Origin of the sequence: Neorhizobium puerariae (assembly GCF_042429745.1) — a bacterium.
GTDB lineage: Bacteria > Pseudomonadota > Alphaproteobacteria > Rhizobiales > Rhizobiaceae > Neorhizobium > Neorhizobium puerariae.
The window spans coordinates 1-25,924 of record NZ_JBHMAA010000019.1 but is presented as its reverse complement, the minus strand read 5'-3'; the positions used below and the strand labels follow the sequence as shown (position 1 = coordinate 25,924).

At 60.8% G+C, this 25,924-nt stretch carries 24 protein-coding genes and 1 pseudogene; 10 read left to right on the top strand and 15 right to left on the bottom strand.

Translation table 11 applies throughout. The features are described from left to right. The first annotated feature begins 49 nt into the window (after positions 1-49). The 6 genes and pseudogenes from ACFFP0_RS17820 (at position 50) to ACFFP0_RS17795 (ending at position 5,451) form a co-directional block, all read left to right on the top strand. A complete protein-coding gene (locus ACFFP0_RS17820) occupies positions 50-1,081 on the top strand; it encodes a BMP family lipoprotein (protein ID WP_377263353.1) in 1,032 nt (343 codons plus the stop codon). Beyond that, positions 1,078-1,560, top strand: a pseudogene (locus tag ACFFP0_RS17815) (ATP-binding cassette domain-containing protein); the annotation flags it as partial. The gene ACFFP0_RS17820 and the pseudogene ACFFP0_RS17815, both read left to right, overlap by 4 nt. Positions 1,561-1,803: 243 nt before the next feature. Further along, positions 1,804-2,619: an ATP-binding cassette domain-containing protein gene (locus ACFFP0_RS17810; RefSeq protein ID WP_377263437.1), complete on the top strand. Its 816-nt coding sequence runs from the start codon at positions 1,804-1,806 to the stop codon at positions 2,617-2,619. Next, on the top strand, positions 2,616-3,692 hold the full coding sequence (locus ACFFP0_RS17805; RefSeq protein ID WP_377263352.1) for an ABC transporter permease: 1,077 nt from the start codon (positions 2,616-2,618) through the stop codon (positions 3,690-3,692). Before ACFFP0_RS17810 ends, ACFFP0_RS17805 begins: the two co-directional genes overlap by 4 nt. Beyond that, entirely contained in the window at positions 3,689-4,633 is a 945-nt protein-coding gene (locus tag ACFFP0_RS17800) for an ABC transporter permease (RefSeq protein ID WP_377263349.1), read from the top strand. Before ACFFP0_RS17805 ends, ACFFP0_RS17800 begins: the two co-directional genes overlap by 4 nt. A gap of 107 nt (positions 4,634-4,740) precedes the next feature. Beyond that, positions 4,741-5,451, top strand: coding sequence for a GntR family transcriptional regulator (locus tag ACFFP0_RS17795; RefSeq protein WP_377263348.1), 711 nt, complete (start codon positions 4,741-4,743; stop codon positions 5,449-5,451). A gap of 225 nt (positions 5,452-5,676) precedes the next feature. Here ACFFP0_RS17795 and ACFFP0_RS17790 read toward each other — a convergent pair whose 3' ends face one another. After that, positions 5,677-6,684 carry a TRAP transporter substrate-binding protein gene (locus ACFFP0_RS17790; RefSeq protein WP_377263347.1) on the bottom strand — a complete coding sequence of 336 codons (1,008 nt, stop codon included), beginning with the start codon at positions 6,682-6,684 and terminating at the stop codon, positions 5,677-5,679. A 179-nt stretch (positions 6,685-6,863) separates the two neighbouring features. On the opposite strand from ACFFP0_RS17790, the gene ACFFP0_RS17785 reads away from it, so the two are divergent. Genes ACFFP0_RS17785 through ACFFP0_RS17775 form a run of 3 tightly spaced genes read left to right on the top strand, consistent with a single transcriptional unit; the run spans position 6,864 to position 9,911 of the window. Beyond that, positions 6,864-8,054 carry an amidohydrolase family protein gene (locus tag ACFFP0_RS17785; protein ID WP_377263346.1) on the top strand — a complete coding sequence of 397 codons (1,191 nt, stop codon included), beginning with the start codon at positions 6,864-6,866 and terminating at the stop codon, positions 8,052-8,054. Positions 8,055-8,073: 19 nt separating this feature from the next. Continuing rightward, entirely contained in the window at positions 8,074-8,637 is a 564-nt protein-coding gene (locus tag ACFFP0_RS17780; protein WP_377263345.1) for a TRAP transporter small permease, read from the top strand. Continuing rightward, positions 8,634-9,911, top strand: coding sequence for a TRAP transporter large permease (locus ACFFP0_RS17775; protein WP_377263344.1), 1,278 nt, complete (start codon positions 8,634-8,636; stop codon positions 9,909-9,911). The genes ACFFP0_RS17780 and ACFFP0_RS17775 overlap by 4 nt, the downstream gene beginning before the upstream one ends. Positions 9,912-10,063: 152 nt before the next feature. Here the strand turns inward: ACFFP0_RS17775 and ACFFP0_RS17770 are convergent, their stop codons facing one another. The 4 genes from ACFFP0_RS17770 to ACFFP0_RS17755 all read right to left on the bottom strand — a co-directional run bounded on the left by ACFFP0_RS17770 (position 10,064) and on the right by ACFFP0_RS17755 (position 13,964). Then, positions 10,064-10,786 carry an enoyl-CoA hydratase/isomerase family protein gene (locus tag ACFFP0_RS17770; RefSeq protein ID WP_377263343.1) on the bottom strand — a complete coding sequence of 241 codons (723 nt, stop codon included), beginning with the start codon at positions 10,784-10,786 and terminating at the stop codon, positions 10,064-10,066. A gap of 11 nt (positions 10,787-10,797) precedes the next feature. Then, the gene (locus ACFFP0_RS17765; RefSeq protein ID WP_377263342.1) at positions 10,798-11,955 is read right to left on the bottom strand and encodes an FAD-dependent monooxygenase; all 1,158 of its coding nucleotides are present in this window, start codon (positions 11,953-11,955) and stop codon (positions 10,798-10,800) included. 21 nt (positions 11,956-11,976) lie between these two features. Further along, the gene (locus ACFFP0_RS17760) at positions 11,977-13,311 is read right to left on the bottom strand and encodes an amidase (protein WP_377263340.1); all 1,335 of its coding nucleotides are present in this window, start codon (positions 13,309-13,311) and stop codon (positions 11,977-11,979) included. Between the two features lie 74 nt (positions 13,312-13,385). Next, positions 13,386-13,964 carry an amino acid synthesis family protein gene (locus tag ACFFP0_RS17755; protein ID WP_377263339.1) on the bottom strand — a complete coding sequence of 193 codons (579 nt, stop codon included), beginning with the start codon at positions 13,962-13,964 and terminating at the stop codon, positions 13,386-13,388. Between the two features lie 136 nt (positions 13,965-14,100). Between ACFFP0_RS17755 and ACFFP0_RS17750 the strand changes: the two genes are divergently transcribed. After that, positions 14,101-14,790 carry a GntR family transcriptional regulator gene (locus ACFFP0_RS17750; protein ID WP_377263338.1) on the top strand — a complete coding sequence of 230 codons (690 nt, stop codon included), beginning with the start codon at positions 14,101-14,103 and terminating at the stop codon, positions 14,788-14,790. A gap of 39 nt (positions 14,791-14,829) precedes the next feature. On the opposite strand, the gene ACFFP0_RS17745 is transcribed toward ACFFP0_RS17750, so the two are convergent. The 10 genes from ACFFP0_RS17745 to ACFFP0_RS17700 form a co-directional block, all read right to left on the bottom strand. After that, entirely contained in the window at positions 14,830-16,314 is a 1,485-nt protein-coding gene (locus ACFFP0_RS17745; RefSeq protein ID WP_377263337.1) for an amidase, read from the bottom strand. A 42-nt stretch (positions 16,315-16,356) separates the two neighbouring features. After that, complete coding sequence (locus ACFFP0_RS17740; protein ID WP_377263336.1) at positions 16,357-17,067, bottom strand: ABC transporter ATP-binding protein; 711 nt, start codon at positions 17,065-17,067, stop codon at positions 16,357-16,359. Continuing rightward, positions 17,060-17,794: an ATP-binding cassette domain-containing protein gene (locus ACFFP0_RS17735; protein ID WP_377263335.1), complete on the bottom strand. Its 735-nt coding sequence runs from the start codon at positions 17,792-17,794 to the stop codon at positions 17,060-17,062. Before ACFFP0_RS17735 ends, ACFFP0_RS17740 begins: the two co-directional genes overlap by 8 nt. Further along, complete coding sequence (locus tag ACFFP0_RS17730) at positions 17,791-18,780, bottom strand: branched-chain amino acid ABC transporter permease (protein WP_377263334.1); 990 nt, start codon at positions 18,778-18,780, stop codon at positions 17,791-17,793. The genes ACFFP0_RS17735 and ACFFP0_RS17730 overlap by 4 nt, the downstream gene beginning before the upstream one ends. After that, positions 18,777-19,643 (bottom strand): ABC transporter permease subunit, encoded by an 867-nt coding sequence (locus ACFFP0_RS17725; protein ID WP_377263333.1) that lies wholly within the window; start codon positions 19,641-19,643, stop codon positions 18,777-18,779. Before ACFFP0_RS17725 ends, ACFFP0_RS17730 begins: the two co-directional genes overlap by 4 nt. A 102-nt stretch (positions 19,644-19,745) precedes the next feature. Further along, a complete protein-coding gene (locus ACFFP0_RS17720; RefSeq protein ID WP_377263332.1) occupies positions 19,746-20,966 on the bottom strand; it encodes an ABC transporter substrate-binding protein in 1,221 nt (406 codons plus the stop codon). A gap of 383 nt (positions 20,967-21,349) precedes the next feature. Continuing rightward, positions 21,350-21,946 carry an ANTAR domain-containing response regulator gene (locus ACFFP0_RS17715; protein ID WP_377263331.1) on the bottom strand — a complete coding sequence of 199 codons (597 nt, stop codon included), beginning with the start codon at positions 21,944-21,946 and terminating at the stop codon, positions 21,350-21,352. Beyond that, positions 21,939-23,063: a transporter substrate-binding protein gene (locus tag ACFFP0_RS17710; RefSeq protein WP_377263330.1), complete on the bottom strand. Its 1,125-nt coding sequence runs from the start codon at positions 23,061-23,063 to the stop codon at positions 21,939-21,941. Before ACFFP0_RS17710 ends, ACFFP0_RS17715 begins: the two co-directional genes overlap by 8 nt. A gap of 73 nt (positions 23,064-23,136) precedes the next feature. Further along, a complete protein-coding gene (locus ACFFP0_RS17705) occupies positions 23,137-24,753 on the bottom strand; it encodes a GMC family oxidoreductase (RefSeq protein WP_377263329.1) in 1,617 nt (538 codons plus the stop codon). Between the two features lie 593 nt (positions 24,754-25,346). After that, the coding region (locus ACFFP0_RS17700; RefSeq protein ID WP_377263328.1) for a DNA methyltransferase at positions 25,347-25,924 on the bottom strand (578 nt) is incomplete at its 5' end.

Here is a 25,924-nt window from a genome sequence, read left to right as displayed (position 1 = left end):
AAATCATAAATTCCGGCAATCGGCAGCGATCGATAACAAAGAGGCGAACATGAAAAACAGAAGATCAGTCATCATCACCACCTTTGGCGCCGCGCTTGCCGCCTTCGCATTGGCGACCAGCGGTGCTGGCCATCCCGCCTTTGCGGAAGAGCAGAGCATTGCGGGTGTCCTGTCCGGACCGCTCGGCGATTTGAGCTTCATGGACTCGGCCAATGCCGGTTTCAAGAAGATCACCAGTGGACTGAACATCCCGGTTCGCGTCCTCGAGGGCAACACGAGCGATGCGCCCGGCTGGGAACGCAATCTCACCCAGATTTCCTCGACCGGTCAGTACGGACTGATCATCGCCGGCAGCACGCAGATCTCCTCGACGCTCAAGAAGGTCTCGGCACAGTTTCCCGATCAGAAGTACGTCATTTTCGACAACGCCACCGTTGGTCCCAATGTCACGGGCATTGCATTTGCCCAGAACGAAGGAGCCTTCCTCGCGGGCGCGCTCGCAGCACTGGTCACCGACCATCCCGATCTTTTCCCGCGCGCCAAGGGCAGCAAGAAGGTTGGCGTCATCGGCGGCAAGGATATTCCGGTTATTCGCGACTTCATCATCGGCTTCGAACAGGGCGCCAAGGCCGTCGACCCGTCCATTGCCGTGGACATTCGCTTCACGGATGATTTCGGCAACGCCCAGAAGGGCTTCGACGTTGCTACGGCAATGTTCAATGATGGTGTCGACGTCATCTATCAGGTCGCCGGCGGTAGCGGCATCGGCATTCTGAAGGCCGGTCAGACGTCCGGCCGTTACACGATCGGCACTGACACCGACCAGAGCCCATTGCAGCCCGAATCTGTTGTCGGCAGTGCGCTGAAGGACGTCGGCGCTGCCGTTTTCAACGCCGCGGAAGCTTTTTCCAAGGGCGAACTGAAGCCCGGTACGACGCTCATCAGCGATCTCAAGAGCAAGGGTGTAGACTTCGTCGTCAATCCGAAGCTTACGCCTGACTCGATCACCGGCGAGCTTGACACCTATCGTCAGAAGGTCGTTTCCGGCGAGATCAAGGTCAACTCGGCATTCAACAAATGAGCGCGGCAGCGGCAGCAACCCGACGGCAGGACATCGTTCCTGCCGTTTCGATGCGGGGAATAACAAAACGCTTCGGCTCCATGGTGGCGGTCGATGCGGTCGACTTCGAAGTGATGCCGGGAACCGTTCACGCCCTTCTCGGTGAAAACGGGGCCGGCAAGTCGACGCTGATGAATTGCCTTTTCGGCCTCGTCAAATGCGATGAGGGCGAAATCAGCCTTTCGGGGCGGCGCGCCGAAATGAATTCGCCGCGCGACGCCCTCGAACTGGGCGTTGGAATGGTTCACCAGCATTTCAAGCTGGCACCGACGCTGACCGTTGCCGAAAATGTCTTCCTCGGCCGCGAAAAGACCCGCTACGGGCTCGTCCGGAAAGCAGACAGCGAGGCCGAGCTTGCGGCAATCGCAAGCAAATACGGCCTCGATGTCAGCCCGGGGCAACTCGTCCGAAACCTCTCCGTCGGTGCGCAGCAGCGTGTCGAAATCTTGCGGGCCTTGTCGCAGAACATCACCACGCTCGTTCTCGACGAACCGACCGCGGTCCTGACCCCGATTGAGACCGACCGCTTCTTCGAAACGGTGCGGGGCTTTGCGGCGCGGGGCCTGGCCGTGATCCTGATCAGCCATCATCTCGATGAAGTACTCAAGGTTGCGGATGAGGTCACGGTCCTTCGGCGTGGAAAAAGGGTCGCGCGCCGGTCGATCAAGGACGTCGATGCGAAAATGCTTGCCGAACTCATCGTTGGCGAGCAGCATGACGAACTCTCGGATGTCCCGCTCGCCACGCCCGGCGAGGCAGTCCTCAAGGTCAGCCAATTGTCGGTGAAGAACCGTTTCGGCAAAACGATGGTCGATGATGTGAGCTTCGACGTCAGAAGCGGCGAAATCGTCGGCGTTCTCGGGATTGCGGGGAACGGGCAGACGGAACTCGTCGAGGCGGTGACCGGGCTTCGCCGGCCGACAGGCGGCTATGCCGCTATCGGCAGCGTCCGCACAGGCGGAAGGGATACCGTGGCGCAATTCCGGCGTGCCGGAATGGGGCACATACCGGAGGACCGCATCGGTCGCGGCATGGCCGGCTTCTGGTCGGTCGAAGACAATATCGCCATCGGATTTCTCGACACCGGGCGGATCGGCAAGCATGTTGTCAGCCGCAAGGCAAAATCGGAACTGGTCAAGGGACTGCTCAAGGCGTTCGATGTGCGTGTCGCTTCTTCGCAAAACCTAGCCCGGCGTCTGTCGGGCGGCAATGCGCAGAAGATGGTTTTGTCCCGAGAACTCTCGCAGAATCCGTCGATTATCGTCTGCTCCGAACCGACGCGCGGCCTGGATCTGGCAGCGACCGACTTTGTGCGTCGCCAACTGGTCAAACGGAGGGATCAGGGCGCTGCCGTGCTTCTCGTTTCCAGCGAAATCCGGGAAGTGCTGGCAATTGCCGATCGTGTGCTGGTGATCCTGAATGGTCGGATCGTGGCGCAATTTGCCGGGCGCGCCGCTGAAGCGGATGTGGGCCGGGCAATGCTTGGAGACGCGAAATGAACGATACGGCCATGAAACCGGACGACAGGAGCGCGCGTACGCGCACCGTGGCCTTGGACGCTTATCGAATTGTTCCGCTGGGTGTGCGCCAGTCGGGTATGGCGCTTGCGCTGGGCCTGGCTGTCTGCCTCCTGCTTATCCTGATGGTTGCGTCTTCTCCGTATGAAGCATTCACGGCCTTCGTAACCGGCACATTCGAAAGCCGTTATTCCTTCGGTACGATGATTGCAATCGCCACCGTCCTCGGAATCACCGCGCTTGGTTCCGCGCTCGGTTTTCGGGCCGGCGTCTTCAACATGGGCCCGGAAGGCCAGATCCTTGTCGGAGGATTGACCGCCGCGCTGGTGGCAATCTATGCGCCGGGGCCGGGATGGCTCGTCGTTATCCTGGCGCTGCTGCTTTCTGCCGTCGCCGGAGCGCTGTGGATCCTGATTCCGGTTGCGCTACGCGTCGGCCTGCGTTGCAACGAGCTTCTGACGACACTGATGATGAATTATGTCGCGGCATCGGTGACATTGTTTCTCGTCAACACTTATTTCCGCGACCCGGAAGCCGGTTCCATCGAGACCTTGCCGATTCCGCCTGACCGATGGCTATTGCGATGGTTGCCGCCGTCCAACGCCAATGTGGGCGTCATCCTGCTGATCGTTCTCGCCGTTGCAATATGGTTCTGGCTGTCCCGCACGCGATCCGGCATGCGAATGGAGGCGATGGGCCTGCAGCCTGCCTTCGCCCAGTATCTCGGAATTCCGGCCAATCTCTACCTCGTCTGCGTCATGCTCGGCAGCGGCGCCTTGTCCGGTCTGGCAGGGGGTGTCGCCATTCTCGGAATTTCGCATGTCTATCAGGAGGGGTTCTCACCGCAGTACGGGTTCCTCGGCCTGACCGTTGCGCTGATCGGCCGGCTGCATCCGTTCGGAGTCGTCGCGGCCGCAGTTCTCTATTCCATCCTGATCACGGGGGCGACCGCCATGCAGACCATGACCGATGTTCCGTTCGCGCTGGTCTACGTACTTCAGGGTGTTCTCATCCTTCTCGTCACCAGCCAGCGCATAGCGAGGGCACAGAAATGACCGCTTTCGGAGATTTTCTCAATCTGGCTCTGTCGAGCCTGACCCCCATCCTCATCGCGGCACTGTTCAGCAGATATGCGGAACGTTCCGGCGCCACCAACATCGCCATCGACGGCACGATGCTGCTCTCTGCTTTCGCGGCGCTTGCTGTCGCCTATGGCACGGGAAATGCGTGGCTGGGCCTCGTCGCAGCCATTTCGGCCGGCATGCTGTGTGCTGCCTTCCTGGCTCTTTTCGCCCTGGGACTGCAGTGCAATCTCATCATCGCCGGGATCGCCTTCAACATGCTGGCCACCGGGTTGTCCTATCTGCTGCTGCGATCCATCTTCGATGCCGCAGGTAATTTCTCACCGATCGATGTGTCGCTGCTGCCGCGGGTCGACATCGGCACGCTCTCGTCCGTGCTGGTAATCGGCGGCATGTTGAAGAACCAAAGCATACTTGTCTATCTCGTACTCGCCCTGGTGGTGGGACAGATGGTTCTCCTGGATAGATCCGCCTTTGCCGTGCGGGTGAGGGCGGTTGGAGATACCGAGGATGCGGCGGCGGCCGTTGGTATCCGCGTCTGGCTCGTGCGCACGGTTGCACTCGTGGTCAGCGGCGCCGGCGCCGGGGTTGCGGGCGCCTATCTCAGCCTCAGTTCTGTCGGGTCCTTCAACCCCTTCCTGACCGGCGGCCTTGGTTTCATCGCGTTCTCGGCTGTCATTTTCGGGCGGGCGACTTCGCCGGGTATTATCCTTGCCGCCGTGCTCTTTGCCACGTTCAGCGCCCTGGTGATCGTCCTGCAGGGAACCGGCGTCCTCAACCAGCAGCTTCTTCAGGCGCTGCCCTACGCCACCACGATCGCAGCTCTTGCCCTTCATGGCGCAATCAACCGCAGACGCGACAGGTTCGAGACGACGGATACGTCCAGCATGCCGGTGATCGTACCACGCGGGTGAGAACGGCGAAGATGCCGCTCTAATTGGGCGCACCGTTTGAGCATCTGTTCGTAAACGGAAGTATGTGCAATGGATGTATGATGTAGAAACCCTCGGGGGAGGATTTATTGAAGCTTGCAGTTGAGCCAAGGACCGTACTCACTCTGGCGGTCGAAAATCTTCGCCGAGCTATTCTTGAGGGTGTCTTCACGCCTGGCCAGAGGCTCGTCGAGGCGGATCTGATGGCCCGCCTGCGTATCAGCCGGCCATCCCTGCGAGAAGCCCTACGCACGCTTGAGGCAGAAAGACTCATCGTCATCACGCCCAACCGGGGACCTTCGGTTGCCATTCTGTCCTGGGAGACCGCACAGCAGATATACAAGGTTCGTGCGCTTCTGGAAGGTGAGGCGGCGGCGCTTTGCGCCGCGCGGCCCGATAAAGGCGTGCTTGAACGGATGGAAACTGCGCTGAAGGCTTTCGCAAGCGCCGTGAAGGCGATCGATCCGGCGGGACGGATCAAAAGCACCTCGGACTTCTACGAAGCCATCCAGACCGGCAGTGACAACCAGATCATAGAGGAACTTCTGCAGGGGCTTTTGTCGCGTATCAATTATCTTCGCACGCGATCGATGGCGAATGGCCAGCGAGCCAGGGAAAGCCTCAAGGAAATGACGGCCATCCGTGACGCAATTCGGGCCGGAAAGCCGGATGCGGCCCGCGCGGCGTCGCATATACACATAGAAAACGCTTCAAAGGCCGCTGAACTTGCATTTGCCGCGGCGGCAAACGACAAGAGCGTCGAACGTTCACGCCGTGACGTTTCGGCGATTGCCGAATAGGAAATCAGGGCGCTTAAGCTCAGGGTATTTCCGGTGAAGGCGAAGCGCCTTCAATGCCTTATCTAAAGCGTGTCGCGATCTTCTAGATCCGCTCCCTACGCTTCGGGTCTTTGCCTTATCACATTTCGCCGCCGCAAAACCGCTTCGCACTTTTGCTGGAATTCCTCCAATCGTCGGCCCATGAACCTTCATCGGTAATGACCAAGGTTCATGGGCCTGCCTGAATCAGCGCGTACGTTCGATCGCTGCTTTGTAGATATCGTATGCCGACTGCATGCCGGAGTTCTCTGCTACGATTTTGGGCCCTACGGGAAGAAGAGTGTCGAGGAATTTCCGACGCTCATCAGCGGACAGCGGCACGATTTCACCGCCCTTTTTCGTCCATTGCGCCTTTGCGTCGCTCACGTCATCGATAGAGAACTGCTTGACGGTTTGCGTCGCTTCCTGACCGGCAGTGACAATGATCTCCTGCAGATCGCTCGGCAGATCCTCGAACCATTCCATCGAGATGGCAGCGAATGAGGAAATGGAGCCGTGGTTCGTTTCCAGGAAATATTTCGCGCCATCCATGAAGCCGAGACCTTCCATGACGGGAATGCAGCTCATCACGGCATCGAGCGTACCCTGCTGCAGCGCGGGGAGGATTTCAGACGGGGGCATCGGAATGGGCGTGCCGCCGAGGGCCCTGATCTGCTCCTGCTGAAGCTTGGCTGCGAGAACGCGAACCTTGGCGCCGGAGAATTCTTCCGGTGTTTTCCATAGAGTGCGCGTACAGAAAGCCGTCGGCCCCGAGATGAACAGGCCAAGCCCCTTCAGACCCTTGCTTTCGCCCAGGCTGAAGACGAAGTCGTTCAGTTCGGGATCGGACAGGGTGCGGGCCGTGTGTTCGAGATCGCTGAATTCGCCCGGAGCCGAAAGAATTCCATAGGCCTCATTGATGCCGCCGAGGAATTCCGGCGGGGTAACGACGCCCTGGATCGTCGCCATCTGGGTCTGCTCGATCATGCGCGGCGTCGCGCCGAGTTGGCTCGCCGGATAGATCTCAACCTTTATCCGGCTTTCGGATTTGGTGTCCACGATCTTCGCGAAATCGATCATCCACTGGTGCTGCGAATCCTGCAGGGTCGAGGTGCCGAGCTTCATGATGATCTGGTTCTGTCCGAAAACCCGGGCAGGCATCGCGCTCGCCGCCGTGCCAGCCGCCAAAACCGAAAGAAATGTCCTGCGTCTCATTATCATTCCCCTTTTTTCCAATGCACGCGAGGCCGCGCCATCTGCATAATCGTCTTTTGCCGATCCGATACTGCGTCTCAAGCGACTGCTTGCTACGTTTGGCATCCACCGGATAAAGGATTATTGACAGATTGTCTTACGATTTGTCAATATAGGCCAAGGCCATATGGGGAACCGACATGAGAATAGCACTTACCAATATTGAGCGAATCGCAACGGGCGATATCGAGCGGCCGCTGGCCGAAGGCGGCGACATCGTCATCGAGGACGGGCGGATCCAGTCCGTGGGCGTTCCGGCCGATACAGCGGATTGCGATGTCGTGATCGCCGCGGGCGGCATGATCGCCGCGCCGGGACTGATCGATAGCCATGTTCACATAACGTTCGGCGATTATACGCCACGCCAGAAGACGGTCGGCTTTCTTGAAAGCTATGTTCATGGCGGCGTCACGACCTCGATTTCCGCATCGGAGGTCCATGTGCCGGGACGTCCCCGGGACCCGGAAGGTGTCAAGGCGCTCGCCGTCGCGGCGATGAAGTGTTTTCTCGACTACAGGCCCAGCGGGATGCGCGTGCATGCCGGCTCGCTCATTCTCGAGCCGGGACTGACCCGCGCCGATCTCGAGCAGGTCCGCGCGCTGGGCGTATGGATGGTAAAGGCCGGGTTCGGCGCTTTTTCCAACGCCAACGACTATGCGCCGCTGGTCCGCATCGCCCGTGAACTGGGAATGGTGTCGATGGTTCACACCGGCGGCTCCTCCATTCCCGGGTCCGGCGGGATATGGGCAGAAAACCTCCTCGCCATCAATCCGGATGTTTCCTACCATGTGAACGGCGGGCCGACGGCCATGCCGGAGGAGGGCTTCGCCCGCCTTGTCCACGAATCCGACATCGCGCTGCAGCTGTGCACGGCGGGCAACCTGCGCACCTCGCTTCTCGTGACACGGCAGCTTTTAGCCAAGGACGACCTGCACCGCCTGCTCATCGCGACGGACACGCCGACCGGAAGCGGCATCATGCCTCTCGGCATGTGGTACACGATTTCCTATCTGGCCTCCCTCGGGGTGCTGCCGCCGGAACTGGGTATTGCCGCCGCGACCGGTAACAATGCCCGGGTTTTCGGTCTCAACAGCGGAATTATCGCTCCCGGGAAAGATGCCGACATCGTTCTGATCGATGCCTGCGACGGCGGCTCGCAAACCGACGCACTTTCGGGCCTCCTGAACGGCGACATTCCCGCTATCGGCGCGGTCATCTCCGGCGGCGTTCCTCGGTTCGTGGGCCGCAGCCGCAACACCCCCGCAACCATGCGCAAGGTACGCGTAGTCAAATCGACGATCATCCAGAATTTCTCTTCCGAAACGCATTAAAAAACAGACGGGAACAGCAATGCAACACAGCTCCGAATCGGTCTCTCCGACCGCGGAAAGGGGCATCCGCGGTATCGCAATCGCAGTGGGCGATGGCATCAGCCTCTTTTGTACGCAACTATCGGGCCTGGCCCTGATAGCAATCGTCCTGATCTGCACCTTCAACGTCATCGGTCGCTACGTTTTCCTGCATGCCTTTTCCTGGGCGGAGGAAGCGATGGTGTACTGCATGATCTTCGTGATCTTTTTCGCCTCCGCCGCCGTTACCTGGCGGGGGCAGCATCTCAATCTCGATATGGCCCTGCGGAAATTCCCGAAGGGCATGCAGCGCCTGATCGTCTACGTGGGGACGCTCGCATCGGTGGGCCTGCTGGTGCTGCTCGCCGCCACCTCCTGGAATGTGGTCGCGAAGCTATATCGTTTCGGGCAATTATCGGAGGCACTCGGAATCCCGATGTGGATTCCCCAGAGTTTCGTGCCGATCGGCCTGCTTCTGGTGGCGCTCATGATGTTGCTGCGTCTCGTTGCGCACGATCCGCTGCCAAAGGCGCATGATTTTGCCGCGGAGGATCAGGAACTATGACACTGGCCATCTTCGCCGTAATGCCGATCGTTCTGATCTGCCTGGGCATTCCAATTTTTCTGGTTCTTTTCGCAGTTTCGGTCGCGGGTATCCTGCAACTGGATCTCGCCTCGCTGAAGGTCATACAGTCGGCAATGTTCGGCGGGCTGGACAGCTTTCCTCTGCTGGCCATTCCGCTGTTCATCCTCGCCGGCGACGTCATGGCACAGGGGGGGATCGCCCGCAGGCTGATCGCTCTCATTCTGTCCATGGTCGGCGGCATTCGCGGCTCGATGGGGGTGGCGGCCATCGGCAGCGCGGCGGCGTTCGGGGCGATGTCCGGCTCGTCCGTAGCCTGTGTGGCCGCCATCGGCAACCTCACCATACCAACCCTTGTCGAACAGGGTTACGGCAAGAAATTCTCCACCAGCTTGATCGCCGCGACGGGCGTGATCGACATCATCATCCCTCCCTCGATCGCGATGATCCTGTACGCGATCACCGCGCAGGTTTCGGTCACGAAACTGTTCGTCGCCGGGGTCGTGCCGGGCATCATCATCGCGATCCTTCTGGCTCTGTTTGTGATGTTCAAGGCCAGAATGCTCAATATCCAGATCACGGCCCGGCCAAAACCGCGCGAGATCGTCAAGGCGGCGCGGGCTGCCATCTGGGCCATTCTGGCTCCCGTCATCATCATCGGGGGAATCTATGGCGGGATCTTCACCCCCACGGAAGCCGCAGGCATTGCCTGCGCCTACTCGATGCTCATTTCGGTGCATGTCTACAAGGAACTGAGTTGGCGCGATGTCTGGAACATCAGCGTGCGATCCACGATCCTTGTTGCGCAGATCATGCTGCTCGTGGCTGCGTCGACCGTGTTCGGCTGGGTCATAACGACCTCCGGCATGCCGCAACTGTTCGTCTCCTTTGTCGACAGCCTTCATCTCGACAACTGGCAAATTCTGTTGATCTTCAACATCGTCCTGCTGTTTGTCGGTACGGTTCTCGAACCGCCTCCGGCAATCCTGATCCTGACGCCGCTTCTGGTCCCCATCGTCGTCGATGCCGGGATCGACCCGATTCATTTCGGATTGATCGTGACCATCAACCTCGCCATCGGGATGTTCCTGCCGCCCTTTGGCATCAACCTCTTCGCCGCCAACGCCCTGTTCAAGGTTCCGCTGCCCGCCCTCTATCGAGGCGTGATGCCGTTCCTCGTCATCTATCTCATCGTGCTGGCGCTGATTACCTATATACCGGAACTGACGACGGTTCCCGTCGGCTGGGTCAACTGACCCGGCCGCCACCGCCCGGGAAATCCGCCGATGCCGGCGGGTTCTTCGAGCGGCGGCCAGCTTTTCGTAAACATGTACACCAATGAGAAAGGCGCCCGCAATCGCGGGCGCCTTTAACTTTATGAGACTTTTGAAGATCCCGTCCCGGACCGTTACTTGCCGAGTTGCCGGTGAGAAATCTCGTTGGCGTAGAGGGAAATGCCAAGTTTTGGCGCCAGCGGCGCAGGCAGAGCCTCCGTCTGAAGGAGGAAATCCTTGACCAGAGCGATGGACGCCCGGTCGTAACCGGCAACTTGCGAGGCAAGCGTTTCGGCGACGGACGACAGATCCCCTGCCGGAACGGCACGGGCGGCAAGCCCGCCGGCCACCGCCTCGGTCCCCGACAATTCACGCCCGGTGAAGATCAGGTCGCCGAGAATGTTGCGCGGCAGGACATAGCGGTAGTGGCTGAGCACGATGGTCGGCGGAATGCCGTGCGGAATTTCCGGAAAGCTCACCACGGCATCCTCTGCGATCAGCACGATGTCTGCACGGGCGGCAAGGGAGAGACCTGCACCCTCGCACCGGCCGTGAATGGCGGAGATGGTGACGGCACGGCAATGTTGCACGGCTTCGTTCAGTTCCTGGATCAGGCTGAATTCGGCGACGATGTCGGCGGGATCGGCCGATTGCTGCGCCGGCCGCTGCCGTCCGAGCGAAAAAACATCGCCCTCCGCCTTGAGGATGACGACCGCCGGGCCGCCGTTCAGCGGGTCGGCATTGCGGTAATCTTCCAGCAGAGCGCGGATCATTTCGGGGCTGATGCGATTACCAGCCTCGGGGCGGTTGAGGCCGAGTGTCAGCACATCGTTAGTGCAGGAGCGTATGACTGTCATAGTGTTCTCCGTCAGCATTCGAAGGCGTCGAGAATACGGTCCGCCACGGCGATGCGTCCATCGGCGTTTCTGGCATATTCGTCCTTGGCGGCCGCAAGATCGGCAGGGGAATGAACGGACTGTTCCATGGAAAGCCATTCCCTTGCGAAGGTATAAACGAAAGCGTTGCGGGCGAAGCGCACTTTTCCGTAGGCCGTCAGACGATCGTCGACGCTGCCGTCACCGGAAAGCAGAAGCTTCGCGAGAACATAGCCGTCCTCGGCGGCCATGGCGGCGCCGGCGGTCAGGTGCGGCGGAACGATATGAGCCGCATCGCCGCCCATGACGACATGACCCTTGTGCCATGGATAGGGAACGATGAACGGTTCCAGCGCGCCGTAGACGATCGGGCTTTCCGGCGTGAGGCTGTCGGCGATCTCCGCCACATAACTGCCGAACTGCGCCAGGCGCTCCTTCAGCAGGACATGCAGTTTCTCCCGGGGGAATATTTCTCCCGGCGTCTCCGGGCGAATGTTGAACAGGTACATCTTGTCCTGTGCGATCGGAATGGCTCCCGCCTTGCCGTCGATGCCCTGAAGGAACTCCATGCCGGTGACGCAGGATGGCCGGTCGACCTGGATGCGCCATGCGCCGATGCCGGAAGGACGGGGGCCGAACATGTCGCCGACAATGAACTGCCGAACCGTGGAACGAATGCCGTCAAAGCCTGCGACGACATCATAGTCCGCCTCGCTTCCGTCGTTGAAGCGTACCGCGGTGCCGAGCGGGCCGACGAATTCCGCCACTTCGGTCGAGAAACGGAATTCGACGCCGAGCGACAGCGCGCGCCGGTAGAGGGTCGAATGGAGGCTCGATCGGGACAGGGCGCAGAAAGCCGGCAGCCCGTTACCGCCCATCAGGAAACGATGCTCGGCAATCAGCGTCCGCTGGGGGTCGAAGATCGACATATGATTGTAGGAAAAGCCAGTATCGAGAATCTCGTCAAGGATGCCGAATTCCCGGTAGACGCGAAGCGCGCAAGCAGGCTGACCCAGCCCGACGCCCGGCACGTTGAAATCGGGCCGCTTTTCGACGAGATCGACTTCCACGCCCCGCGATGTGAGGGCTATCGCGGCGCACAGTCCCCCGACACCGCCGCCGGCGACCAGTACCTTGCGAACTTTAGTCATCTGGAATATTCCCATTTTCAGTTATTGGATATTATCAAGCAACCATTTTGCGACGGCAAAGATGCGGGCATCCTGGTGATGGCCGCCGATGATCTGGAGGCCAAGCGGCAGACCACCGTCTTCCAGAACCGGAAGGCTGAGCGCGGGGGCGCCGAGATAGGAGGCCGGCACGTTGAAGGAGGGATCGCCGGTGGTCGAGAAGTCCGCGGGAGCGGCGGACACGGCGCCGAGCGTGAGGATGCAGTCATAAGCGCCGGATACGTCGCGCAATCGCGCCCGTGCGCTGTCGCGCATGCTCAGGGCCTCGGCATAGCTTGCCTGGTTCATGGCTTCCCCCTGGGCGAGCCGCATGCGCATGGCATCGGACATGCCAAGGTGGGACTGATCGCCATAAACGTTAAGCGGCCAGCGCATTTCCCATACGAGGACGTTCCAGGTCTTGTCGAGGGCGTTTTCGATCGCGCTTTCCAATGCCGCAACCAGGGTATCGTTCTGCGCCGTTCCGATCTCCACGCCCGCGGCGCCGAGACGGACGAGCTTGTCCTCGAAGGCCGATTTCACCGCATCGGATGTCCGAAGCCATCCATCCGTGCGAAGCACCGCAACGCGCGCGGGCCGTTGGACGGACACCGGCACGTCGGGTCCGAGAACGCCGACATGGCCCGGGTCGCCTCCGGCGCGGATGGCGATCTGCCGCGTACCGACCCACATGTCGTCGAGATGGCGGCCGATGATCCCGACGCAGCTCTGGCTGAGATAATCGTAGCTGCCGCTTCGGTTGAGGCCGCCCCAGGTCGGCTTGTATCCGAAGGCGCCATTATAGCTCGACGGCCTGAGCGTGGAGCCGACCACCTGGGAGGCGAGCGCCAGCTGGACCATGCCGCATCCGACGGCTGCGGCCGAACCGGACGACGAACCGCCCGGCGTGCGGGCGGCGTCGTGCGGGTTACGGGTCGGGTAGAACAGTTCGGTGGAGGCGAATTCCGTCGTAGTTGTCTTGCCGATCACGATCGCGCCGGCGCTTTTCAGCGCCGCGACGCTGGCGGCATCGCGGCCGGACCGGAAACCTTCGAGAGCCGGCAGGCCCTGTCCGGTCGGAAAATCGACGGTCTCGATGATGTCCTTGACGCCGATGACCATGCCGTCCAGCGCAGAGAGTGGCGCATTCTTCCGCCACCGGGCCTCGGAATCTTTGGCCTGCCGCCTGGCGGCATCCACATCGAGACACACGAAGGCGCGGACATCGGGCTCGCGTGCGCCGATAACCCGCAGATGATTTTCGAGGGCCTGAACAGGCGAATCCGCGCCCGTCCGAAAGGCCCCGGCGCGGGACACGTATGAAACATTCTCTGGCATCTGCTGGATTCCCGAAATAACATCTTTCTCTGGAGAAGCGCCTGTTGGCGTTCTTCGGAACGCCAACAGGCCTATCAATCGGAAGCTTTGCGCGCGACGACCTCCTCATGCGTCAGCCCGCCCACGCGCCAGTTCAGACGCTTGCCGGAGGAGGCGCAGAAAATGACGGCGATCTCGTCAGCCTGCGGTGCGCCCGCAACGCTGACAGTCATGCCGTCGTAGTGGGAGCGGACGTAGACATCGTCCTTGTGGTTCATCGGAATGTCTATCTTGTCGCCGGGGCAGGCAAGCTTCTGGAACGACGAGATCCACGCATCGGCTCCGCCGATCGCATCGCGAATCGGATTGGCGAAAGCGGTGGTCAGCAGGGCGTTGGCATGCTCGGCCTCTCCGCCGATCCCGACCAGTCCTCCCTTGCCATAGCCCTGGATCTCATGGTCGCCCATGACCGCGAGCAGCTTTTCGCCGACACGTTTTCCAAGCTCGGGACTGACCTCGATGAGGGGGGTGAGATCGCTGCCCTTCGTGCCGACATAGGGATTTTCGACGATGAAAATCACGGCTGCCTTGCGCAGAGGCGTCTGCACGCGCGTTGCGCCCTCTTCATAAAGATCATCGACCTGCGTCACGATCCTGCGAATACTCAAATCCATAAAAATCTCCGTATTGTCTTACAATCTTACGATAGTCTTTATCATATTGTCTGTCAATTTTGCAATTGCGTTTCATGCTCCCCTAACGATATGAGAATGGAAACAATTAAGCATTGCACAACGAAGAGGACGGGCCGTGGCTGCTGTTCGGGCCAATGTGAAGGCTGTGGAAATCAAGATCGAGAAGGACGGGATTCGCGCCCAGGTCGTGCGCGTCCTCCGGCAGGCCATCATTGCCGGGGACTTCCTGCCCGGCCAGCGGCTCGTGGAAGCCGACCTGTGCGCAGCGCTCGAAATTTCCCGCCCCTCGCTTCGCGAGGCGCTGAGGCATCTGGAAAGCGAACGTCTGGTGCAGTTCATACCGAACCGGGGCTGTTTCGTCGCCAAACTCGCCTGGGAGGATGCCGAGCAGATCTACCAGACGCGCATCCTGCTGGAGCCGGAAGTCGCCGCCCTTGCCTCGGACCACGCCGACAAGGAAAGCATCCAGGCGCTCGGCGAAGCGCTGAATCAGTTCCATCAGGGCATGTCCAGTTCGGACAAGCTGCTCGAGGTTTCCGCTTCGACCCACTTCTATCAGATTATCGCCGATATGGCGGGAAATGCCGTGATCAAGGACATTCTGGAAGGACTGAATGCCAGAATCAACGTTTTGCGGGCGCGGTCCATGTCCCATCCGGCTCGCTCGAAACATTCGTTTCAGGAACTGACCGCCATCCACGATGCGATTGCACGGCACGACGCGGCCGCCGCCCGTGCCGCCGCCCGCGTCCACATCGAGAATGCCTGCGCTGCGGCCAAGGCTGCGATGCAGGCGACGCAGTAATCGCGCCGCCTGCGGAAGTCAGGCTCCTTCGCGCGGCGGTCAGACGGCATCCGCGACACGAAAGACGGTGGCATCGTCGAAGTGCCTGCCGACGATCATGAACCCGACGGGCTTGCCGTCGTGATGGCCGCAGGGGACGGAGATTGCCGGATGCCCGGTGATGTCAAACGGGCAGGTATTGTTCTGCATCGTCCAGCTATCGGTCAGGAGTTCGAGGATCGGCGCATCGTGCGGCACGATCTTGCGGGCGGTCATTGGCGTGGTCGGCATCACAAGCACATCGTAACGGGCGAGCGCCGCGTCGTATTCGGCGCGAAGCCGCCGGCGCAGGTTATGGGCCTTGGCGTAGAGCATGCCGCCGTGCCGTCGGAATATTTCCCCGGCCAGAACGGTCGTCTTGCCGGTTGCAGCCAGTTCGTCGATATGTTTCTGCCAGCCGGAAAAGGCGCGCATGAAGGCGATGGAATAGTCTCCGTCACGACCGTAGCCCACGCCGTTGCCGTACATCATGGCCATGTAGTTGCCCTCGAGGGCGATGGGCTTCCAGATCTCGGTGCCATAGAGGTGCCAGGGAATGGAGATTTCCTCGACTTCGGTGCCGTCGGCCTGAAGGCGGGCGGCGGCCGCCCGCACCACGGCATCCACGCCTTCCTCCGATTCCTCGCGGCCGAAGCCTTCCTTCACGACACCGATGCGAAGGCCCTTGACGCCGCGGCCCAGCGCCTCGGTATAATTTTCCGCCCTGGCGCCGCGCCAGCGGCCGTCGATTCCATCATTGCCTGCGATCACTTCGAGAAGCAGTGCGCAATCGGCCACACTGCGGGCCATCGGGCCGAGGTGGTCGAAGGTGTATTCGATGCTGAGCGCGCCGGTATAAGGGACCAGGCCCCAGGTCGGCTTGTGGCCGACGATGCCGGTGAAGGAGGCCGGCATGCGAATGGAACCTGCCTGATCGGCGCCGATGGCTAGATCGACCTCGCCCGCCGCCACCAGCGCCGCCGAACCGTTGCTGGAGCCGCCGGTGGTGCATCCCGGCGCGTTCGGGTTTTCCACCGGCCCGTCGGCGGAGGTGGAACTGTTGCCCGACAGGCACAGATATTCGCAGGTGGATTTTCCCGTAATCTCCGCGCCGGCGTCGAGAATGCGGGTCACTACCGTGGCGTCCACGTCAGGGACGAAGCCTTCGAGGATTGATGAGCCGTTGCTCATCGGCACACCCGCGACGCAGACATTGTCCTTGATGGCGACGGTCCTGCCCGCCAGCTTGCCGGTCGGCGCACCCTTGATCGAGGTTTTGTAGCGCCAAGCGTTATACCGGTTTTCCGAGGGATCGGGCCGGTAGCCGGGCGTGCGCGGATACTTGATTTCCGGTTGCCCGGGAGAGAGCGTTTCCAGCAGCCGCATGGCGGGCGTCATGCCGTCCATCAGCGCGTGCAGCGCTATCGCGTCCTCCCTGTTCAGGTTCATGCCGAGTTCTCGGGCGATTGCGGACAATCCGTCCACGTCGGGGAAATGGTAGGCCATGTCATGCTCCAGTTTTGAAAATCGGAATCTGGTTCCGGTGATTTACGGGGAAGGGGTTGCGAAACCCATCAGGGCCGAGAGCCGATGGGCATCATGGGCTTCCGCCCGGCTCATCTCGCTTGTGATGCGTCCACGTTCGAGCACCGCGATGCGATCCGCGAGCGCGCGGATGAAATCGAGATTCTGTTCGACGAGGATGGTCGAGAGGCCGAGCGAAACGTGCAGCCGCGCGAGGGTTGCGGCCATCTGCTCGACGATGGATGGCTGCACGCCTTCCGTCGGCTCGTCGAGCAGCAGCAGCCTGGGCTGGGTGCACAGGCACCGCCCCAGCGCCAGTATCTGCTGCTCGCCGCCGCTGAGCGCACCACCCTTGCGCGAGGAAAGCCGTTCCAGTGCCGGAAGCTCGGCGATGATTTCGTCGACGATGGCCGCAGGCCGGCGCGTCGCGCGGGCGGCGACAGTGAGATTTTCCCGCACGGTGAGCTGGGGAAAGATGCGGCGGCCCTGTGGTACATATCCGATACCGAGATGCACCCGCGCAGGGGGCGGGAGCGCAGCGATGGAACGGCCCTCGAAGGTCATCGTACCGCCCGCCGCCGGCAGATGGCCAATGATCGTTTTCAACAGCGTGGATTTACCCATGCCGTTGTGGCCGAGTATGCCGACGAACTCGCCCTTGGCCACCGTGATGTCGATGCCGCGCAGCACGTCGATGGAGCCGTAACCGCCTTTCAGGTTCCTGATTTCAAGCATGTCCGGACATCCTGCCGAGATAAACGTCGCGCACGGTCTCGTCGGAAAGGACGGCTTCGATATCGCCCTCCATCAGCACGGCGCCGCGATGGAAGACCGTGGCCTGTGAGCCGATCATGCGAATGAAGCGGATATCGTGATCGACCACGATCAGCGCGGCCCTCTTTTTCAGTTCGAGAATGAGGGAGGCCATGTGCTCCGTCTCCTCGTCGCCCAGTCCGGCAACAGGCTCGTCGAGAAGGATGAGCCTGGGGCTGGTGGCGACCACCATGGCAATCTCGACCCTCTGACGCTGTCCATGCGCCAGCCGGGCGGCCAGCATATCGGCTAGCGGACCGAGACGGAACGTATCGAGAATATCGCCCACGACGTCCGCGCAGGGTGCGCCCTCGCGGTTGCGGCGGGCGGCGATTGTCAGGTTCTGCCTCACGGTAAGGTTCTGGAACAAGTTCGGCACCTGGGTCTTGATGCCGATGCCGGCATTGGCGATCTCGTGCCTCTGGAGACCGGAAATGAACCTGCCGTCGAAACGCACGGACCCGGATGTCGGCGTGAGCATGCCGCAAAGAAGCTTGAAGAAGGTGGATTTTCCGGCACCGTTCGGCCCGATGAGGCAGCGCAATTCACCCGGCCCGATGGAAAAATCGACATTCTCGACGGCGGTCACCCCACCGAAGCGCATGGTCAGCGCATCCGTTGACAGAAGTGAAGAGGGGGAAGCGGTCATGGCGAGGTCTCTCGAACGACCAGACGACGGATGGCCGGCACCAGCCCTTGCGGCACGAAGAGAACGAAGGCGATGAAGATGAGGCCGAGAACGATGTTGTTGTCGGCGATCTGCCGGGCGCCGAGCCAGGTGGTGAGGCTCTGCACCAGCAGCGAGCCGAGAGCCGGGCCGATGGGGCTGGCGACGCCCCCGGCCACGGTCCAGATGATCGGTTGCGCCGCAAAGGCGAGGCTGAAGACGCTCGGTTCGATGAAGCCGCCCCAGGCGGCGTAGAGAACACCGGCGAAGCCGGCTATGGCACCGCCGGCGACGAAGACGACCAGCCGGTAGAAACGGCTGTCATAGCCGAGCAGTTCGGCGCGCAGTTCGTTTTCGCGGACGGCGATGACGGACTGGCCGAAAACGCTGCGTTCCAGAAGCCGTATGCCGGTGAAGGCGGCAATCAGCGCGCCGAGCGAGATGAAATACATGCCGTAGACATCCGCATAGAGCGTTGGATCACCCGGCATCGACAGCGGCGGCACACCGGGCATGCCCGTATAACCTCCGAGATTGGCCGCGCCGATCCGGGCGGCATCCCCCGACAGCGTGTTGATGTACTGGTAGATCAGCAGCGACACGGCCAGCGTGATGACGGCGATGTAGAGATCGCTGACCCGGCCGTAGATCGTGAAATAGCCGATCGCCAGGGCGACGGCGCAGGCGATCGCCACGGCGGCTCCGACCGACAGAAGCGTGTTGTCGGTGTTGATCATGATGACGGAATAAGCATAGGCGGCAATGCCGAAGAACACGGTCTGCCCGAAGCTGAAAATGCCGGCCATTCCCCACACCAGCGACATGCTGATCGAAAGCAGGGCGAGAATCAGGAACACCGTCACGGAAAGAAGCGATCCTTCGCCCGTGAATACGGGCAGAACCATGAACATGGCGGCGGCCAGGGCTGCGAAGGCCAGTTCCAGTTTGCGAAATGCGGTATCGGTCATATCGACCCCTTGAAGAAACGTCCGGTGATCCCCGAGGGCAGCAGGCGGAGAATGACGATTGCCGACAGCAGCATCGCCATTTGGCCGAGAATGTTCGAACTGTACTGACTGACGATCTGGTAGATGGCGCCGAACAGGGAAGAGGCGACGATCGTTCCGATCACGGCATTGGCCCCGCCGGAGATCACGGTGATGAAGGCCTGCGTCGCATAGGCTATGCCGGTCGTCGGGACGATACCGGTCAGCGGCGCGATCGCCGCACCCGCGAGGCCGGCAAGGGCCGTGCTGATGCCGAAGGTGAGGGCGTAGATACGGCCTGTGTTGATGCCGACCGCCGAGGCCATGTCGACGTCCTGCATGACGCTGCGGCACAGCAGTCCGAAGGATGTGAAGCGCAGGACGCCGTAAACGATGGCCGCGGTCGCGGCGGCGAGAGCGATGATGAAGAGCGTATAGGTGCTGACCAGTTCGCCGCCGATGGCGATGTTTCCGAACGGCGCGGTCAGCCCCGTCTGATAGTAGCCGATCCAGGTCGAGGCCAGACCGATGAGCAGCAGGCTCAGGCCCCAGGTCGCCAGTATGGTGTCGATGATGCGCCCGTAGAGCGGGCGTATGATGATCCGCTCCACGATCATGCCGAGCAGCGCGGTTACCAGCGGCGTGACGACGAGCATGGAAACGAAGAAATTGATACCCGCCTGACAGGCGAAGACCATCGTGAATCCGCCCAGCATGATGAATTCGCCATGCGCGAAGTTCACGATGCGCATCATTCCGAAGGCGACGGCAAGGCCGATGCTGGTCAGCAAAAGCAGTCCGATTGCGTAAAATATCTGGATGAGACCTATCAGCATCTGGTCCATGAATGCTCCTTCCCGTGTGTTTCCGGCCTGCCGGCCGGAAACACACGGTTTCTGTGCCGTTCTGGCATTTTCATGCGATCCCGCCGGGGACAGGTTGCCGGATCACGCCTTCGGCCCGAGTTGGACGTTGCTGGCCGGAGCCGCAATCAGATCGCAGCGCCCGACGAGATCAGCCGGCGGCACGGCGGACGTGGTCTCGATGACGCGATAGGCAGCATTGCGGATATCCATGACGCGAACGTCCATGACACAATGATGGGTTGCAGGATCGAGCTTCACATGTCCGCGCGGTGTCGCCAGCTCAAGGCCGGAAGCTAGCGCTGCAACGACATCGGCCTTGTCTTTGGTGTCGGCTTTTTCCACCGCTGCCTTGAAGAACAGCCAGCCGTCATAATCTGCCTCCACAAGATTGCCGAGATAGTCGCCGGTGCCGAAGGTTTCCTGGTATTTCTTGACGAGGGCCGTGTTCAACGGGTTGTCCAGCTCCTGGACGTAGTCGATGCCGACGACGACCCCTTCGAGCACTTCCGGAGGCATGATGAGATTCTGGCCGAAACTGCCGAGTGTCTGGGAGGCCAGCCCGATACGGGATTTCATGCCGGCCGTCGCCCATTGGTTGTAGAAGGAGAACTGCGGCGGCGTGACCAGGCTGTCGATGACGAAATCGGGAGCCGCCGCCTGGATCTTCGACAGCGAGGCGGTGAAATTCGATGCGTCAAGCGGGAAGAGTTCAGAGCCGACGACCTCGCAGCCGTTGTCGCGCGCATATTGCCGGATCCATTGTTCGGAAATCTGGCCGAAATTATAGTCCGGCCCGATGATGTAGGCCTTCTTGCCGAAGGTCTTTACCAGATAGGGCATGAGCGATTCGAGGATCTGCGGGGTGGTGATGCCGGTAATGTAGGTGCCGCCATCGCACAGGCCGCCCTCGTAGGCCATGTTGTAGAAATAGGGCGTTCCGCTGCGCTTGAAGATCGGCCGGATGACTTCGCGCGAAGCGCTCGTCACGCCGCCGAAAACGAAGTCTACCTTGTCCGTGCGGATCAGGCTCTGGGCGTACTGGGCATAGAGCTGGTTGCTGGACTGCGTATCGTAATGCACCAGCCGCACCTGCTTGCCGAGCAGGCCGCCGCCGGCATTGGTCTCATCGATCGCCATCTTGAGGATGTTCGCTTTCGGCCGGCCGAGCGGCTGGAAGATGCCCGTGCCGTCGAAAATGCTGCCGATGACGATTTCGTCGTCGGCAGCCCACGACCGCGATACATAAGGCGACGCCAGGGCGGTTCCGGCGGCGGCGAGAAATAGACGTCTGTTCAGTTGCATTTCGTAAACCTCCATGGTTCGGCACATCTTGCGACGCCGATGATGACGACTGCAGGAAAGGAAGGTGCACGAACTTGACACGCACGGGTCACGACATTCGCCGACGCATGTCACGGATACGGAGGGTGTGAAAGAGTCGCTTGCGCAAGCGCCAAGCCGGGCAGATTTAGAAAAGGTTTGGGGCGGCTTCGTTGCCGCCTGCGGTGCCGGATTTCGACAATGCCGCGTTCCTTACGTTCAAATCTGGCACGGGCCTGTCTTGCTGTCAACACATGCTTGCTGATTTCATGAGCAATTACAGAAAACCATGATATCTGCATAAATTTTCAGCATTTGCGATTGCGGCAAGCACCGGGCTGCCGAGGTAGCGGGCGCTCGGTGCTTCATTCGCCATCCACGATGCCCCGTGCGACGGCTTCGAGCGACTGGCGTTTTTCCATCGCGAATTTGCGCAGATGGCCATAGGCTTGGTCGGGCGCCAATTCCAGCCGGTGGGTGACAATCGCCACAGCCTTTTCGATCGTGCGGCGCATTCGCAGCCGTTCCTCGAGATGCGCCTGTTTCCGCTGCAAGCTCGATTGCTGCGCATGGATCGCCTGCGCCATGGCGATCTGGGAGATGATCGTGTCTATTCGTAACGGCCTGACCAGCAGGGCATGAACGCCGACTGCGAGAAGGCTGTCGATGACGCCCTTCTCGTGCGGGTCGACGGAGGCGACGATAGCGCCGTCGAATGCGTGCAGCATGTCGCCTGTCTGCTCCCTTCGAGCAGCTTCGGTGAAAACCACGGCGAGGTCGGCCGGAGGCAGAGGCCCCGACCACGGCCATAGCGAGGCGACATCGGCGTTCAGGCGGTCGAGTTGCGAGATGATGATCCCCGCATCGGCTCCCGGCGGGTGGACAAGCAGAACCGAAAGGGCGCTCCTGAGGTTGCGCGGCAGATCGGGATACGGTCTGGTTCTATGGGCGCTGTCAGGCATAGGCGACCATATAGGGGTCAGGCGTGACGGTCGTCGGCGCGGTGCGGACCACGTCGTATCGGCCCCGGTCATTGGCAACGCCGATCCTCGGGCAGGAAAGAATGCACTGGTATGTCGAATCGACGCTCACCTTTCCCTCGATGGAATCGATGCTGACATTCGGCAGGGCGTCCCGCATCGCATCGAGGTCCAGACTGCCCGATGCCTCCAGCGTTCTGGCAAAGAGGCGGATCTGGTTGTAGCTTGCCAGGGTGTGCATGTTGGCCCGCGCCCGCTGACCGTACAAAGTCTGGAGGTCGTGGACGAACGACCTGTTGCCGGCACCTTCGGCCCCGGCGAAATAGGAGCCGACGGCGATATGGCCGCTGACACATTCGTGATCGGCCACGGAGAAATCCAGATCCGAGCCGGCGACATTGGCAAGCGGCATGTCGATGGCATTCACGGCAGAGGCGCGGAAGGCCCGGAACAGTTTCTGGAGGCCAGGATAGACGACCGCCGAGACGACGATGTCGGCTCCCGCCAACCGCGCGTCGCGGACCATGCGGAAATAGGCGTTGTCCGGCGCATCGAGGGGAAGGTAGGTTTCCCCGACGATTTCCACTCCCAGTCCTTCGGCCAACTCGCGGAAGATCCTCAGGCATTCATGCGGGAACGAATAGTCCGAGCCGGCCATGAAGACCCTTCGGCGTCCCGTTTCCCGGATATATTCGATGAGCGGCACGTTGTACTGGTTGGGACAGGGGCCGCCATAGACGATGTTGGGCGAGATTTCGAAGCCTTCATACTGGTTGGGGTACCACAGGAGCGCCCCCAGCCTTTCCACGACGGGCATGGCCGCCTTGCGCGTCGGCGAAGTCATGCAGCCGAATATGTGCGATACGTCATCCTCCAGAACCAGCCGGCTGACCAGCGCCGGATAACGCGGCGGGTCCGATTGTGGATCGTAGAATACCGGCTCTATCGACCGTCCGCCTATGCCGCCGCCACGGTTGACGGACATGATGCCCGCGATCGTTCCCTGCATGAATGCCGTCTCGAAATCCCGGAAGAGACTGCTTGGCGAGAAGAGCACTCCGATGCGGACAGGCTCGCGGCTTGAAAACAATTCACCCATCGTTCAACCCATTCTTGACATCCATATGCGAAGCAACATTTATGCCACTCCCGAACGGGCGAGAGGCCAGGCCCTAGCCGGCGGTGGCGGCATTCCGGTCTTCGTCGATCAGGTCGGCTGCACGCTCGGCGATCATGATGACGGCGGAATTGATGTTGCCGCCGATCATATCCGGCATCGCCGAGGCATCCACCACCCTGAGATTGCGGACCCCGCGCAACCGCAGGCGGCCATCGACGGGGGCATTTCCATCGGCGCCCATGCGGCAGGTTCCCAGCGGATGGTGGGCGGTCGCCGCCGTCGAAAAGATATGCGCGTCGAGTTCCTCGTCCGATGCGCCGGGGCGGGGCGGGGCCTGCCCGGCGACATAGGAGGCGAGCGGCTTCTGCATACCGATCCTCTCCAGCAGGCGCAGGCCCATCCTCATGCGCGACAGGTCGTTCGGCGTGCTCAGGAACCGGTGGTGGATGCGCACCTTGTCTGCCGGGTCGCGGCTTCGAAGCTCGACACAGCCCCGGCTTTCCGGGCGCAGCAGCACCGCGCGGGCGGCGAATGCGTCGGGAAACGGCTGCCGGAAAGGTGCGAAGTACGGCCACGCCGCCAGCGGTCCGGCCCGGAAGATCAATTGAATGTCCGGAATGGATTCGGCATCCGTGGTTTTGAAGAAGCCCGTAAGACCGGCCGGCAATTCGGTTGCGAAGCCCTTGCCGCGAAAATAGCATTGCGCCAGAGATGCCAGAATCCTGTCGAGGCGCATCGCTCGAACGAAGGGTCCGGATTGCGATCTTTGATATTCGATTGCGACGGAAACATGGTCCTGAAGGCCCGTTCCCACCTCTGGCGAGGAGGCCATGACCGGAATGCCGTGGTCGCGCAGCGTAGCGGGGTCGCCGATACCCGACAGCATGAGAAGCTGCGGCGTATTGATCGCGCCGGCCGACAGGATCACTTCCCGCCGCGCCCGAACGCGGACGACCTCCCCGCTACGGCTGTAGGATATGCCGGTGGCGACAGTTCCTTCGAATTCGATGTTTCGCACCAGCGCGAGGGTTTCGACCTTCAGGTTCTTCCGTGTCCGAACCGGATGAAGATAGGCCACGGAAGCACTGCATCGCCTGCCGTTGCCGATGGTCGATTGCAGTTGCCCGATACCCTCCTGCTCTGCTCCGTTGTAATCCTCGCAAACGGGAAGGCCGCTGTCGACGGTCGCCTGAACATAGGCCCGCGTCAGGGGGTCGTCGTAGCGGGACAGCGTGGTTTTCAGCGGCCCTCCCGAGCCCCGGTAACGGTCGGCGCCGCCTTCCCAGTCTTCCTGCTTCCTGAAATAGGGGAGCACGTCTTCGTAAGACCAGCCGCTTAACCCGGAATCGGCCCAGCGGTCGTAATCCTGTGCGTGGCCGCGGCAATAGAGCATGGCATTGATGGAGGAAGAGCCGCCGATCACGCGGCCGCGGGCGCATTCGATGGCTCTGCCGCCGAAGCGGGCGTCCGGCTCGAAAAAATACATCCAGTCATGCAGCCGCTTGCCGAGAATGCGGCCCCAGCCGAGAGGAATATGGATGAACGGATCGCGGTCCCAGCCGCCCGCCTCGACCAGCAGGACAGACGTGTTTCCGTTCTCAGTCAGCCTGTTGGCCAGCACGCATCCCGCCGAGCCGGCACCCACGACGATATAGTCGAATTCCTGCATTTCCTCGTATTCCCCTGTCGATCCGACTGCTTGCGAGCCGGTGTTCGGAATTCAATAATCGACAGATTGTAAGACAATAATCAAATCGTCAAGTTACAATTGCCAATGGAGATACTCAGCATGATGGAGCCCATGGATATCTATATTGTGCGGGAATGGGTTCATCATATCCGATGAGATTGACTGAAGCTGGGCAGAATCTCGCACTCCCGGTTCGAATGCTTCTTCTCGCCGCCGGCCCCTGTGATAGGAACCTGAAGCACGTCCGTCGAACCGGATCCCCTTCAATGCGCTAAGCAGGGTGGACGGATTGCCGCATGAAGAGAGGCTAGGATTCCTCTGAGGGGATTTGTCTGATTCATGGAGAGCCGACTGATTTGGAGGTCGGCGATGTCCACGAATATGACGGAGAAGGATTGGGCGATGGCGCTGGAGGTGTTCCGGGCCTCGCTGCCGCGTCGGGGCGACAGTTGTTGGAAAGATATAGGCCGTAGGCAGTATCTATCGTACCGGCCGTGATAAGGCTTCGTGATCCAGCACCATGCGGATGGCACGCTCACGGACTTCAGATGAGAACTTGTTCGTTGTCTTGCTCATATCGGCTTTACTCTCTCATGAGAGTCCCCGGCAAATCCGGTGCGGTTCAAATCCTCAACGTGATCGGTGTTTGCGTGGTGAGCTATATCTTGGTTTATTAACCGCTCTTTGATCTGCTGTGAGAAGTCCAGTTCGCTGCCGATCCAATAACGGTTCTTCTTCTCGCAAACTGCGAAAGTCGTACCGGACCCACCAAATGGGTCTACGACCAAATCTCCCTCGATCGTGCTGATCTCAACTACGCGATCGAGGAGTTTAGTTGATAGGGCGTTTGCTGGCCGGCCCTTCGATTTGAATTTCCAGTGTCGAACTGTCGGAATATCAGTCCACACGTCTTTCAGATTGACGCCCAGTGGGTTCATCGCGTGCCGATGCCCGCCGTAATCTTTGATCTCTCCACCACAATGCCGACAGACCTCAATAGGCGTGCGAATTTTCCTAAACGTCCTGGGCTTCCCCTTCGTGAAATAAAGTAATGAATAGTGAGCAGGGTATAATCGACCGGGAATAGGTAATGTAGATTTCACCTCAACTGTGATGTCATGGCGAAACATCATCCCCAGTTCCATCAGAT

Coding starts and splice junctions, on each gene's coding strand:
- ACFFP0_RS17755 (WP_377263339.1), bottom strand. CDS start 13,964: ATGGATTTGAGTATTCGCAGGATCGTGACGCAGGTCGATGATCTTTAT.
- ACFFP0_RS17785 (WP_377263346.1), top strand. CDS start 6,864: ATGAGAATAGCACTTACCAATATTGAGCGAATCGCAACGGGCGATATC.
- ACFFP0_RS17780 (WP_377263345.1), top strand. CDS start 8,074: ATGCAACACAGCTCCGAATCGGTCTCTCCGACCGCGGAAAGGGGCATC.
- ACFFP0_RS17715 (WP_377263331.1), bottom strand. CDS start 21,946: ATGCCTGACAGCGCCCATAGAACCAGACCGTATCCCGATCTGCCGCGC.
- ACFFP0_RS17740 (WP_377263336.1), bottom strand. CDS start 17,067: ATGCTTGAAATCAGGAACCTGAAAGGCGGTTACGGCTCCATCGACGTG.
- ACFFP0_RS17805 (WP_377263352.1), top strand. CDS start 2,616: ATGAACGATACGGCCATGAAACCGGACGACAGGAGCGCGCGTACGCGC.
- ACFFP0_RS17745 (WP_377263337.1), bottom strand. CDS start 16,314: ATGGCCTACCATTTCCCCGACGTGGACGGATTGTCCGCAATCGCCCGA.
- ACFFP0_RS17710 (WP_377263330.1), bottom strand. CDS start 23,063: ATGGGTGAATTGTTTTCAAGCCGCGAGCCTGTCCGCATCGGAGTGCTC.
- ACFFP0_RS17810 (WP_377263437.1), top strand. CDS start 1,804: ATGCTTGCCGAACTCATCGTTGGCGAGCAGCATGACGAACTCTCGGAT.
- ACFFP0_RS17800 (WP_377263349.1), top strand. CDS start 3,689: ATGACCGCTTTCGGAGATTTTCTCAATCTGGCTCTGTCGAGCCTGACC.
- ACFFP0_RS17725 (WP_377263333.1), bottom strand. CDS start 19,643: ATGGACCAGATGCTGATAGGTCTCATCCAGATATTTTACGCAATCGGA.
- ACFFP0_RS17775 (WP_377263344.1), top strand. CDS start 8,634: ATGACACTGGCCATCTTCGCCGTAATGCCGATCGTTCTGATCTGCCTG.
- ACFFP0_RS17765 (WP_377263342.1), bottom strand. CDS start 11,955: ATGACTAAAGTTCGCAAGGTACTGGTCGCCGGCGGCGGTGTCGGGGGA.
- ACFFP0_RS17790 (WP_377263347.1), bottom strand. CDS start 6,684: ATGAGACGCAGGACATTTCTTTCGGTTTTGGCGGCTGGCACGGCGGCG.
- ACFFP0_RS17820 (WP_377263353.1), top strand. CDS start 50: ATGAAAAACAGAAGATCAGTCATCATCACCACCTTTGGCGCCGCGCTT.
- ACFFP0_RS17770 (WP_377263343.1), bottom strand. CDS start 10,786: ATGACAGTCATACGCTCCTGCACTAACGATGTGCTGACACTCGGCCTC.
- ACFFP0_RS17735 (WP_377263335.1), bottom strand. CDS start 17,794: ATGACCGCTTCCCCCTCTTCACTTCTGTCAACGGATGCGCTGACCATG.
- ACFFP0_RS17730 (WP_377263334.1), bottom strand. CDS start 18,780: ATGACCGATACCGCATTTCGCAAACTGGAACTGGCCTTCGCAGCCCTG.
- ACFFP0_RS17720 (WP_377263332.1), bottom strand. CDS start 20,966: ATGCAACTGAACAGACGTCTATTTCTCGCCGCCGCCGGAACCGCCCTG.
- ACFFP0_RS17705 (WP_377263329.1), bottom strand. CDS start 24,753: ATGCAGGAATTCGACTATATCGTCGTGGGTGCCGGCTCGGCGGGATGC.
- ACFFP0_RS17760 (WP_377263340.1), bottom strand. CDS start 13,311: ATGCCAGAGAATGTTTCATACGTGTCCCGCGCCGGGGCCTTTCGGACG.